General features: G+C 31.9%; 13 protein-coding genes. 10 read left to right on the top strand and 3 right to left on the bottom strand.

Annotation, left to right across the window (positions count from 1 at the left end):
- The 3 genes from DZ60_RS0116185 to DZ60_RS0116175 form a co-directional block, all read left to right on the top strand.
- Positions 1–2,691, top strand: a 2,691-nt coding sequence (locus DZ60_RS0116185; RefSeq protein ID WP_025743082.1) for a T9SS C-terminal target domain-containing protein, incomplete at its 5' end; no start/stop codon positions are given.
- A gap of 64 nt (positions 2,692–2,755) precedes the next feature.
- Positions 2,756–3,673: a PorP/SprF family type IX secretion system membrane protein gene (locus DZ60_RS0116180; RefSeq protein ID WP_034229943.1), complete on the top strand. Its 918-nt coding sequence runs from the start codon at positions 2,756–2,758 to the stop codon at positions 3,671–3,673.
- 13 nt (positions 3,674–3,686) lie between these two features.
- Complete coding sequence (locus tag DZ60_RS0116175; RefSeq protein ID WP_025743080.1) at positions 3,687–5,639, top strand: OmpA family protein; 1,953 nt, start codon at positions 3,687–3,689, stop codon at positions 5,637–5,639.
- Positions 5,640–6,384: 745 nt separating this feature from the next.
- On the opposite strand, the gene DZ60_RS0116170 is transcribed toward DZ60_RS0116175, so the two are convergent.
- On the bottom strand, positions 6,385–6,798 hold the full coding sequence (locus DZ60_RS0116170) for a response regulator (RefSeq protein ID WP_025743079.1): 414 nt from the start codon (positions 6,796–6,798) through the stop codon (positions 6,385–6,387).
- A complete protein-coding gene (locus tag DZ60_RS24370; protein ID WP_025743078.1) occupies positions 6,785–9,514 on the bottom strand; it encodes a PAS domain S-box protein in 2,730 nt (909 codons plus the stop codon). The genes DZ60_RS0116170 and DZ60_RS24370 overlap by 14 nt, the downstream gene beginning before the upstream one ends.
- 239 nt (positions 9,515–9,753) lie before the next feature.
- On the opposite strand from DZ60_RS24370, the gene DZ60_RS0116160 reads away from it, so the two are divergent.
- The 5 genes from DZ60_RS0116160 (at position 9,754) to DZ60_RS0116150 (ending at position 11,513) form a co-directional block, all read left to right on the top strand.
- The gene (locus tag DZ60_RS0116160) at positions 9,754–10,026 is read left to right on the top strand and encodes a universal stress protein (protein ID WP_025743077.1); all 273 of its coding nucleotides are present in this window, start codon (positions 9,754–9,756) and stop codon (positions 10,024–10,026) included.
- A gap of 202 nt (positions 10,027–10,228) precedes the next feature.
- Positions 10,229–10,402: a M15 family metallopeptidase gene (locus DZ60_RS25780; protein ID WP_152537458.1), complete on the top strand. Its 174-nt coding sequence runs from the start codon at positions 10,229–10,231 to the stop codon at positions 10,400–10,402.
- 284 nt (positions 10,403–10,686) lie between these two features.
- Positions 10,687–10,884 (top strand): hypothetical protein, encoded by a 198-nt coding sequence (locus DZ60_RS24945; protein ID WP_152537457.1) that lies wholly within the window; start codon positions 10,687–10,689, stop codon positions 10,882–10,884.
- Positions 10,859–11,338, top strand: a complete 480-nt coding sequence (locus DZ60_RS0116155) for a hypothetical protein (protein WP_152537456.1) — start codon at positions 10,859–10,861, stop codon at positions 11,336–11,338. The genes DZ60_RS24945 and DZ60_RS0116155 overlap by 26 nt, the downstream gene beginning before the upstream one ends.
- A complete protein-coding gene (locus DZ60_RS0116150; RefSeq protein ID WP_025743075.1) occupies positions 11,331–11,513 on the top strand; it encodes a hypothetical protein in 183 nt (60 codons plus the stop codon). The genes DZ60_RS0116155 and DZ60_RS0116150 overlap by 8 nt, the downstream gene beginning before the upstream one ends.
- Before the next feature lie 7 nt (positions 11,514–11,520).
- On the opposite strand, the gene DZ60_RS0116145 is transcribed toward DZ60_RS0116150, so the two are convergent.
- Positions 11,521–11,970, bottom strand: a complete 450-nt coding sequence (locus DZ60_RS0116145) for a helix-turn-helix domain-containing protein (RefSeq protein WP_025743074.1) — start codon at positions 11,968–11,970, stop codon at positions 11,521–11,523.
- 223 nt (positions 11,971–12,193) lie between these two features.
- Here DZ60_RS0116145 and DZ60_RS0116140 point away from each other — a divergent pair, with 223 nt between their 5' ends.
- Both DZ60_RS0116140 and DZ60_RS0116135 read left to right on the top strand, forming a co-directional pair.
- Entirely contained in the window at positions 12,194–12,430 is a 237-nt protein-coding gene (locus DZ60_RS0116140) for a hypothetical protein (protein WP_025743073.1), read from the top strand.
- Positions 12,431–12,434: 4 nt separating this feature from the next.
- On the top strand, positions 12,435–12,647 hold the full coding sequence (locus tag DZ60_RS0116135) for a hypothetical protein (RefSeq protein ID WP_152537455.1): 213 nt from the start codon (positions 12,435–12,437) through the stop codon (positions 12,645–12,647).
- The last annotated feature ends 177 nt before the right edge of the window (positions 12,648–12,824 follow it).

The raw sequence follows: 12,824 nt of genomic DNA, 5'->3' as shown, positions 1-12,824 counted from the left end.
GATGATGATGATGAGGATAGTATAACAATTCCTCCTAGACAAGCAGATTTATCACTCACTAAAATTGTGGTCGACGGAGATACTACTCCATTAATTGGGTCAGAAATCACATTTGAAATAAGATTATTTAATGATGGACCGCAAAACGCCACTGGTGTTGAAGTACTTGACTTATTACCTTCAGGATATGACTTTGTATTATATAGCTCTACTGCAGGAGTATATGATGAGACGACAGGTGTATGGGAAGTAGGTAATGTTCCTTCCGGAGAATCAGAAACTTTATTAATAGATGTTTTGGTGAATCCTACTGGAGATTATTTAAATGTTACCGAAGTAATAGCATCTGATGTTTTTGATATCGATTCTCAACCTAATAATGATGATGGAGATCAGAGTGAAGATGATGAAGATAATGCTATTGTTACTCCTGTAGAAGCCATAGCGGATTTATCGTTAACCAAAGTTGTTGTGGATGGAGATACTACTCCATTAATTGGATCTGAAATCACTTTCCAGATTACAATTACGAATGATGGTCCACAAGATGCCACGAGTGTAGAAGTTACTGATTTCCTTTCTTCGGGATATGATTTTGTTCTATTTAGTTCTACGGTTGGTGGATATAACGAGACTACTGGAATTTGGACAGTTGGTAATATAGCAAGTGGAACTTCAGAAACTTTATTAATAGATGTTTTGGTAAATCCAACAGGAGACTATTTAAATATAGCTCAAGTAACCGCTTCTGATGTCTTAGATATAGATTCAAGCCCGAATAATGATGATGGTGATCAAAGCGAGGATGATGAAGATAGTGAGGTTGTTACTCCTGTTGAAGCAATCGCTGATTTATCTCTCGTGAAAACTGTAGTGGATGGTGATACTTCACCAAGGGTAGGAACCGAAATTACATTCCAAATAACAGTAACAAATGATGGTCCACAAGATGCTACTGGTGTAGAAGTTATCGATCTGTTACCTTCTGGATTTGATTTTGTATTATTTAGTTCTTCAACGGGCATTTATAATGAAACAACAGGTGTTTGGACCGTAGGGAATATAGCAAACGGTACATCTGAAACCTTATTGATTGATGTTTTGGTTAATGGTTCTGGTGATTACTTAAATGTGGCAGAAATTTCAGCTTCGGATGTTCTAGATCCGGATTCCGTTCCAGGAAATGATGATGGTGATCAAAGTGAAGATGATGAGGATAATCAATTAATTTCACCAGTTGATGCAATAGCTGATTTGTTTTTGGAAAAAACAGTTGTAGATAATGATATTACACCAAATGTTGGAGATGAGATTACGTTCCAGGTTACTGTAACGAATAATGGTCCCGATCCAGCCACCAATGTTGAAGTGGTAGATCAATTACCAGTTGGTTTTGACTTTATACTTTTTAGTGCTACTTCTGGAACCTATAATGAAACAACCGGTGTGTGGGATGTTGGTACCGTACCGAATGGAAGTACGCAGACATTGTTTATTGATGTTCTAATAAACTCTCCTTCAGGTACAACTGATGAATATATAAATGTTGCAGAAATAACGGCCAGTGATCAAATAGATCCTAATAGTACTCCTGGCAATGATGATCTTTCCGAGGATGATCAAGATGACATTCAGGTATTTGTAGAACGGGCAGATCTTAGCCTTGATAAATCAGTGAGTAATATAAATGCAAATGTGGGAGAAGTTGTAACATTTACATTGCAAATTGATAATGCAGGACCTGATACAGCTACAGGTGTTGCTTTACAAGATATACTTCCTATTGGATACAGTAATATTACAAATATTAGTAATGGAGGAGTATTAACAGGTAATATAATTGACTGGTCCGGATTAACGGTTACCACGGCGGGATTAAACATAACTTTTGATGCAACGGTTAATATGCCAACATTAGAAGATCAAGAATATGTGAATATTGCACAGATTACCGAAAGTGACCAATTTGATCCAACGAGTGATCCTAATAACGATGATGGTGATCAGAGTGAAGATGATGAGGATAGTGCATTTATAGAAACTCCCGTTGCAGATATTCAAGTAATCAAAACTGTCAGTGATCCTAATCCTGCTATTGGTGATATAATCACATTCACCATTACGGCAAATAATTTAGGTTCCTTAAATGCTACAACCATAGAAATATTAGATCAGCTTCCTACAGGATATAGTTTTGATTCCTTTTCGGCTACCTCAGGAGATTATAATGAGGTATCTGGTATATGGTCAATTCCAATAGTAGCTGGAAATAGTTCTGAAGTACTAGAAATTACGGCAGAAGTTCTTGATGTAGACGATTATGTAAATATTGCCTCTCTGGTATCTTTGGATCAAATAGATGCTAATGAAGATAATGATGAGAGTCAAGTTGCAATAGAAACAATTTGTTTAACTGTATTTAATGAGTTTTCACCAAATAATGACGGTGTGAATGATCTATTCTATATTGATTGTATAGACAGATATCCAAATAACAAACTTTTAATTTATAATAGGTGGGGTAATATAGTGTATCAGAAAGAGGGATATGATAATACTTTCGATGGAACCTCTAATGGTAGAGCTGTTTTATATACCGAAGAAAAGCTTCCTGTTGGAACCTACTACTATATTCTAGATTTAGGAGATGGTAGTGAGCGAAAAGCCGGATGGTTATACATCAACAGATAAAAGTTTCCTTATGAAAAAGACTAATAAAACAGAAAACCTACTTTCAAAAAAATTGATAAAACAAATGGATATAACTATCAAAAAATATTTAGGCATTTTAATAATACTTATATCAACGAGTATATGCGCCCAACAAGATCCACAGTTTACGCAATACATGTATAATACTTTAAGTGTAAACTCAGCATATGCTGGGTCCAGAGGGAATTTTAATGTAACAGGAATTCATAGATCCCAATGGGTTGGGATTGACGGAGCTCCTAGAACGCAAACATTAACTATAGATTCTCCAGTGGGAAAGAGAGTAGGTCTTGGTCTTTCTGTTGTGAACGATCAAATCGGTCCTGCCGATGAATTTTATATGGATCTGAATTTTTCATATACGATTCAAACTTCACAAACTCATAAACTTTCTTTTGGAGTAAAAGGAGGTGGAAGACTTTTTAACATAGATTGGTCCAGAGGACAATCTCAAGACCCAGATGTATTGTTTCAACAGAATATAAATAATAGATTTTTTCCTACAGTTGGAGCAGGATTATATTTACATGGAGAAAAAAGTTATTTAGGAATATCTATTCCTAACTTTTTTACAGACCAACATCATGATGATATCCAACAATCCATTGCCTCAGAACGGTTACATTTTTTCTTAATTGGAGGATTAGTGTTTGATGTGAATACCAATACAAAGTTTAAGCCAGCATTTTTGCTAAAGCATGTTGTTGGGGCGCCTTTGATCGTTGATTTATCTGCAAACTTTATGTTCTATGATAAGTTTAGATTAGGAGTAGCATATCGTTGGGATGATTCATTTAGTGGACTAGCTGGATTTCAAATCTCTCCAGGGTTGCTTATCGGTTATGCATATGATTATACGACAACAGAACTTCAAAATTTTACTACAGGGAGTCATGAAATAATGATTCGTTTCGAATTAATATCAGCTGAAAAGAGATTAAAATCACCTAGATTCTTCTAAAAAAGTACTCAAAATGAAAAAAACTATTACGATATATATGTTATTGATTTTTTCAATGACAGTTTCCGCCCAAAAGAAATACAAAAGGGCAGATGATTTATTTTCTAAAATGTGGTACGTACAAGCTGCCGAAGAATATGAAACAGTGATTGGTAAGGGGGATAATTCCATGGAAATATTACAAAAAGCTGGAGATGCTTATTACTTTAATACCGATATGAAAAATGCGCATAAATGGTATGACAAATTGGTATCTGAATACCCAGAAGAAGTAGACCCTGAGTATCTTTTTAGATATGCACATTCTTTAGAAGGAATTGGAGAATATAAATTGGCAAAAAAATGGATGCGAGTGTTTTCTAAGAAAACGAAAGTAAGTGACCCTAGAGCTGTAAAATATGCGCAAGAAGAAGTTACTATAGAAGATATTTTGGATATAGAACCTCAATTTGCACTTAGAAATTTATCTATAAATACAGAGTATTCAGATTTCGGTCCGATGTATTATAAAGATAGTTTAGTATATGCCTCTGCGATTGATTCATCCTATTATCATGAAAGAAAGTATGGTTGGAATGAGCAACCATTCCTTAATCTGTATTTAGGAGAATTGAATACCTTAGAAAATGATGTTATCGAATCAGAGAATTTTTCTGAGGATATAAACACAAAGTATCACGAGGCTACTGTTTCTTTCTCATTAGATAGCAATAAAATTTATTTTACCAGGAATAATTTTAATGGAAACTTAGGAAGAGATAATGAAGGGATCAATCATCTAAAACTTTACAGTGCAGTTCTTAAAAAAGACAAGAAAGGAAATGAGGTTTGGACAGATATTAAAGAGTTACCTTTTAACAGTGAGGATTATTCTGTAGGCCACCCGGCTGTGAGTCCAGATGGTAAACAATTGTATTTTGTTTCTGATATGGCGGGATCTATAGGTGCGACAGACATATTTGTTGTTGATATTCTGGAAGATGATAAATACTCCAATCCTAAAAATGTTGGAAATCAAATCAATACTTATGGTAGGGAGATGTTTCCTTATATAACAGAAGAAAGGCTATATTTTGCTTCCGACGGACATTTAGGTTTGGGTGGATTAGATGTTTTCGAATCTAATTATTCGGACACTAAATATTTTGAAACTCCTGTGAACTTGGGAGCACCACTTAACAGTAAGCTCGATGATTTTGGATTTATTATCAGAGAAGATAAGAATACTGGTTTTGTTTGCTCTAACAGGAAATCAGGAAAAGGAGATGATGATATTTATTCTTTTGAAAGAATTCCAGTAGAGAAATGTACGCAAAATGTTTACGGGTATGTTTCCAACACTAAAACAGGAGAACGAATTACTAATGTTAAAGTAAGTTTGTTTTCTAGTCAAGGAGAGCAAATAGAAGAGGCCATAACAGATGTAAACGGAGACTATAATTTTGTTACTCCTATTGATTGTTCTGAGAAATATAAAGTTGTTGCTCAAAAACAAGGATACAGTCCAAATGATAAAGAATTTAAAACACTAAATCAACCCGGTAAAACAGAAGTACCACTTGGTTTAGACACTGTAAGCGAATTAATCGTGGAAGAAAACGGGTTGTTAAAGATAAAGATTGGGATTATATATTTTGATTTAGATAAATCATTTATTAGAAATGATGCAGCTATCGAGCTTAATAAAATAGTATTGTTAATGAATCAATACCCTAATATGGTTATAAAAATAGAATCTCACACGGATTCTAGATCTCCGGATGAGTATAATAGAGCACTTTCTGATCGAAGAGCTAAATCCACCATGAAATATATTGTTTCTCAGGGTATATCAACAAATCGTATTGAGAGCGCTATTGGATATGGAGAAACCCAACTTATTAATAATTGTGGTAATGACGTACCTTGTTCAGAAGCAAATCATCAGTTGAATAGAAGATCAGAATTTATTATTACAAGAATGTAACGTTATTACACTGAAATTGGATCTAAAAAAATAGGTATAAATTAATGTAACCTAAAAGCGGATTTTGGAGCATGGTTTTTTAGTACGGAAATGTTATTAAATTCATCGATTTGCACGCCCCAAAAAAAACATAAAACTTTACGATACAGAGTTTTATGGTTTTTTTGTTTGTCCTCGTAACCCGAAGGTCACAGGTTCGAGTCCTGTTCCCGCTACTATAAAAATCTAAAACATTAATTTTAAAGGCGCATTCAGAAAATAGCTTAATTAAAGATTTCTATTAAATAAAAATCTATGATTTGAATACAATTCAGTCATAGATTTTTTGTTTTGGAAGATTTTTACGGCTTTTGTGTATTTTGGTTTTTTTTTGTAAAAAACAAGACGTAGTTCTCCCATCAACTTTATAATAAACTTTAATTTTAGACCGCTATTTGTATTTGACTTTTCTGTATTCGTCTGCCTATTTCTATCGCATTAGCAGTGTGTATGCCAAAGAATATCCATAGTTTTTCACTAGCTTTAGTTTTGGCTTTTATCTTTTTAAGATGATAGTATTCTTTTTTTTAAACCGAACTCACGTTAAACTAAGTATGTGTTTTTACAGTTTTTGTATCTGAGAACCGAAAAATAGACTTGTATAATTGTTGTGAAATGAAAAATCTATGGATCAAGATTAACAAAACATCTTTTTTACAGGCTAGAGTACGGAATTTATTAAAAATTGTAATTTTCTAAAATAATCTTAAGTATTTTCTCTATCTTTTGCATCCTTCTCTAATGTACTAATTAAACTATCCATGGTCACAGGTTTTACAATATAATTGCTTACAATTTCAAATGATTTTGCTCTGAGCACATCTTTTGGGTCAACCGATGAAGATACTATGTATATAAGTATTTCTTTTGAAGCAGGGACTTTTATAAATTCTTCCAAAAACTGCCAACCATCTAATATGGGCATATTAAGATCCAATAGAATTACATCAGGGAGTTTTTTATTTGCAGAAATAATAGATGTTAAAGAGTCTAAAGCTTCTTGACCATCTCTGTAAATTAAAAAACTATCACAGATATTAGCAATTTGCATTACCTTTTTAACTCCAAAAATAAAAATAGCATCATCATCAATGATGCAAGCAACGTCAATTTTTATCATGTTTCATATATATTTTAAAAGTTGTTCCTTTGTTTACTTCACTTTCTACCTCAATTTTACCCCCAATAGCTTCTACTTGGTTTTTACTTATAAATAGTCCAATTCCTCTTGCTTCTTTATTTTTATGAAAAGTCTTATACATGCCAAATAGTTTTGAATGATGTTTTTTTAAGTCTATACCTAAACCATTATCTTCAATACTCAAAATTGCATTATCATTCTCTATACAAGAACTTAATTTAATATAGCTATCTCTTTCTTGAGATCTGTATTTGATTCCATTGGTAATGAAGTTGAGTAAAATACTATCTAAATAGGCAGAAATACCTTTTATATTGAGAGTTGGATCAACAGTATTTGTTATTTCTACTTTTGCATTTTTGGCACTTAATAAAGTGCTGGTCGTAATTTTGTTAATAGAGTTAAAAAGATTTAAGCTTACTAGGTTTTGATCTATAGCAGTATTCATCAAAACTACTTCATTAAGATGTGTAATAGTATCACTTAGATTATTTGACGCTAACTTAAATAATTCTATAATTTCATTTTCTTCGAATTCAGGATTTTCTTTGATGTAAAGATCTAAAAGCATACTAAAATTACCGGAATGTGATTTTAGATTGTGAGAAACGATATGCGCAAAGTTTTTGAGTCTTTCATTTTGATCATTGGCAACTTCTAACAATGATTTTATTTCTTTTTCAACCTTTTTTATTTCACTGATGTTCGTGGCTACAAATAAATAACCCGTTATGACATTGTTTGATTTTATAGTTGTAGAAGAGAGTTGCACGGGAAATTGAGTACCGTCATTTCTAAGATATGTCCATTCTTTATTGTTATATTCTGTTTGATTTAAATTTGTTATTAAGATATCGAAGTCTGTACTGTTTTTTACTACTAAACTAGGAAGTTCATTTCTGTAATTCATTAATTCATTTGGTAGATGAATTAGGTCAATGGTCTTTTTATTAATAATATCTTCTTTATTGTACCCCAACAAATTTTCTGCACCTTTATTAAATTTTGTAATCATACCGTGAATATCAGTAGATATGATACTTACTTGTGTGCTTGCCTCGAGCAAACCCTCTAATTGAGCTAATGTTTCTTGAAGTTTTTCTCTGGCTTTAACTCTTGGGGTAATATTGGTTATTTGTACAATAAAATGTAAGGGATTCTCTTCTTCGTTTCTTATTAATGAAACAGATACAAGGGCATGAATCGGAACTCCATTTTTATGTTGATACCGTTTCTCTGCATGAAAAAATGAACGTTTATTGTCTAATAGTTCTTTAGTATGTGTTATACCGATTTCTCTGTCGTCAGGATATGTAACTTCCCTAAAATTATAAGTTTTGAGCTCTTTGGCGGTATACCCTAACATATCACATAATGAAGTGTTTACTTCTATCCATTTACCATCTAGGTCAACAATTGCCATCCCAGTAGCTGCATTTTCGAAATTTCCTCTAAACCTTTTCTCACTTAGTTTGAGCTGTATTTCAATTTCTTTTGTTTTGGTAATATCTGTAGTCATCATAATGATTCCTCCAATCTTCTTATCATCCTTATACCAAGGTCTTAACTCCCAAGATATCCACTGAATACTACCGTCTGCTCTCTCAAATTGTTCTTCGTCGTTTTTTAGTGTTATTCCTGAAAGGCAATCCTGATGATCCTTTTTCCAGGCTTCTCCTATTTCTGGGAAAATATCATAATGTGATTTTCCAATGATATCTTCGTCTTTTATATTGTAATCAATTTTCCATTTTTTTGAATGGGCTATGTAACAGATATTTGTATCCAGCATAGCAATTGCACTAGGTGCTTGTTCTATAAATGACATATATTGATTGAGATCGTTTTTTCTTTGAGTAATTTCTTGATAGGACCCTATTACCCATTCGGGTGTGCCATTTGGCATTCTACTCAAGATTTTAGCTCTGTCAAGTACCCAGATCCAATTCCCTTTTTTATGTTTTAAACGTATTTCGCACTCATAATGAGGAGTCTTACCTTCGCAATGATAGGCTAATAATTCTCTAGATGTTCTTCGATCTTCAGGATGAATAATGTCAGTCCAAGTGTTTATAGTAATAGGATCTAATTCTGTCAGAGAATATCCTAGCATTTCGGCCCATCTCTCATTAAAAATAATTTGATCAGTTTGCAAATTCCATTCCCATGTACCAATATTTGTTCCCTCAATAATATGCTCATACCGCTCTATTTGTTTTCTTAATTTGAATTTTACTTTTTTTAACTTGGTAACATCAATATGAGCGCCAAGCATTCTTGTTGGTCTACCTTGATCGTCTCTCAGAATGATTCCTTTACACTGGATCCATACGGTATGTCCTAATTTATGAGTGTAACGTACTATTTGTTCATAAGGGAAAGAAGAATCCTTACAATGTCTATGAAAATTTTTTAAAGCTAAAGCAAGATCATCTTTATTAATAATTTCTTGCCATGCCGAAGATGTATGTGGCATGCTATCGGGATCATACCCAAGGGTAGTCCAAAAACGAGCATTCATCCATTCATTCTCAGGATTGTCTAAGTCCCAAAACCATAATCCATCTAAAGCAGATTCTTGAATGAAATCAAAAATAGATTCTTTTGTTTTTACTAATTGATAAAGTTCTTTTTTTAAATAGTTTTCATCGGTAGTAAAAGTGGTAGAAATATTCCCTTCAGAGTTTTTATACATATAAGTGTTTTCATAATGAAGGGTAATTTTTAGACTATCCTAAAATTAAAAAAAAATAACACTTCTTAGATACTTGTATTAAGTAAAATAAGTATGTGTTTACCGTAAAATTATTTGGTAAAAAACCTGAAACCATAGCTTTTTTTACAAACTTTAAACGAACATTTTACAACAACTAACTACAACCGCTGATTGATATTTTAAAAATTCACGAGTCTAAGTTGAATATTACTAGGATAATGATTGAAGATGCAATGAATAATACTCAAAAAAGTAACCGAGAAAAATTAAAAGGTATATTAAAAAATGTTGATTACGTGTTTTACAAGATTGATATTGACTCGACAGAAACTAGTGCTTTAAAGGAGTTTGCCCAACAATCCGATTGCGATCTTATCGCGTTGATTCATCATAAATTTAATTTTTTTCAAAAACTTCTTGAAGAAGATGTTGTGGATAAGATAAGTTTTAGTAGTCCTATTCCATTGTTAATCCTCCCGGAATTAAACTGACTTTAACAAAACCCGAAAAAGTTGATTTTTTATGTTGAACTATCAAACAGAAATACTTTACACAACCATATTATACCATCCTAACTTAAAATGCCCTGATAAAACTTGCTCTTTTTCGTTGATGCTTCAAAATAAATTATAACCGTAGCGAAGGCTATATTTAGATTTTCTTTTTTGCCTAAACAAAAAATACCAGCATTTTATTTGGATCATTTTAAATCAAAAATGGTATAAATCGTTAGGCTTTAAATGGGGTGGTGATTGGAAAAAACCAGACCGACCACATTTTGAATATAATTTTGGAAAACACCATACTCAATTGGCACAAATGTATGCTTCTGGAAAACTAAAAGAAGGGTATTTGATGTTAGGTTAGGATATTACAAGAGTAAATTCCAGTATATAGTTGTTGTTACGGGTTTCCGTAAACATTAAAAAAAAGATTATTTTTTTTAATGTATTTAACCGAATTACGGTTTTTCCGTATCCGAGTTAGCTTGTTAGGTGTGTATATTTGTCTTGAAATAATTGTTGAACCCTAGATTTTAACACTTCTAAATACTTAAAGGAGTACCCCATACAATACTAATTATTTCATATATGATTGCCATGTTAGGATTTTAAATATTATTTTTAAAATTAATCCTTAAATCAATTATAATGAAAAAGTTAGTTTTAATATCTACAGTATTGAGTTTGTTAATATTTTCAGCTTCTTGTGAGCAACAAGAAATTATAGAAAATGATGAAAATATTGAAGTCTTACAAGTTGATCTTACCGATGTTCACCGACCGGGTACAAGGGAAGTCAAGTCCGTCGATCTATCAACTGTTGATAGACCAGGTACAAGGGACTAAAAATAAGGTATTAAAAAATGAATCCAAGTTCACGGCAACAAGAATAATAGGTAGCATAGCCATAGTTTTATCTGGTGTAATATTATATGTTGATAAGATTATGGCTTTATTTAATTATCAATTTATAATACCTGAAAAATTTCTTCTTGCAGGAATAAATTTTCAAACATTTGTTTGGTTAATGAGTCAAACAATATCGCCTTTAATATTGGTGACTGGCGCATTATTGCGTTCTTACTCTGTTTCATATCTGGTTCCCATATATTGCTATGTTCTTCAATTATTATTTCTATTGAAAGACTACAAAATAATTGACGACGGCTACTTATATTGGTATACTTTTGGAATGACATTATTAATAGCCTTTGTAATTCAAGCCATTAAATATCTTCAAATTTATAATATTAAAAGGGAGATTAAATTAGCTAAGAAAAAAATCCTTGAAAATGAGTAATGTTGAGACAATGGTACTCTTGATCGCTGCTAAACAAGGGTATGATGAAGGCAAATTGAATGGAGATCAATATTTATCGCTTTTGGACGATATAGAAAAAGGAATAATTGTTTCAGAAACTAAAAAAATAGAACAACAGGTGGAACTTATTATTAAGCAGTATGCTAATTCGTAGTTAATAATTAATTTTTCTTTTTTTCTTTTTTAATGACGCGTTTTTTCTCAACAGAAACTAAGTCTTTAACTCTTTGGCTATCTATGTATTCTTTTATCTCATTGTTTTGCTGCACAATCACTTCCAAATACGATATAACTTCATCTAACTTATTCCCAATTATTCTTCCTATCATTTCTTGGAAAACTGTATCAAGAGTGTTCTTTTCTTGTTCTTCCATTTTCATTTTACCTTTCCCATGATCTAACCATGATCTAGATATCTTATATTCATTTGACAATAGTTCTTTTAAAGCCTTAACAGTTGTTTCTCTGGGTTTTGTAGATGTTCCACTTAAAATTTTGTCAACTCCTACTTGTGATAAAGGTGTTTTTTCTCCAATCTCATAACCTGTCAGTCCTAAAGATTTAATAGCCGTTATGATTCGATCTAATAATTGATTTTGCGGGTATTCCATAATTTATATATAATATGTTTATTATATTAAATAATAAGTTATATATTTGTTTTGTATTATTGTGTATATACGCTAAAAGTATATAAACAAATTTAAAATAATACTAAAAAGGAACGAAAAATAATACTTGTCAATTTTACAAGGATAGAATATTCATGATGCTGAATTTACTATTTAGTTGAGCAGCAAAATCAAGGATACTACTATAATAGAATCTATTATAATGTCAAAGGATTACGATTCAGAATTTGAAAAAACGGTTTTGGAATATTTAGATATCAGTTATAAAAACTTTAACGATTTTGTGATACTAAATGGTGGTTATGCTCAATTACTACGAAATTGGATTTATGATGGATTTAAAAATGGTCAAACTCCTTTTGAAATTGCCCGATCCATTAAAAGTACCCCTAGTGTTTTAGAGCAATTAAATAAGATTGAAAATAAATTTAAAAATTAATGATATGCTTACAGTTTCTACTAATGTATTTGAAAAAAAAGTTTTGAAGCGTTTATCTATCGAACCAGTACATTTCGAAGGCATGTATGGTGGCTATGCGATTTTACTTAGCAATTGGATTAAGGATTGCCACAGTAAAGGAAAAAGTGTAACCGAAGTTGTAAGAGAAATCAATAGATCAAAATTAAAAATAAGAATCACAGAATCTAACAGATGAGCCTATATTCTTGATTTGATAGGTTATAGGTTTTAATAATTTAATAAGACATCGAGTATCTGGCATCACGCCAGTACTTTAGAAATCCCCGTGTACTAGTCTCAATTTTCTAAGGTATGATTCCCTTTGGCAGTCAGGTACTCAAATGTTTTTATGGATAAATAATGGCATTGTATG

This window comes from Aquimarina pacifica, from assembly GCF_000520955.1.
Taxonomy (GTDB): domain Bacteria; phylum Bacteroidota; class Bacteroidia; order Flavobacteriales; family Flavobacteriaceae; genus Aquimarina; species Aquimarina pacifica.
The sequence above is the reverse complement of the archived record's forward strand: the minus strand, read 5'-3'. Positions and strand labels throughout refer to the sequence as shown.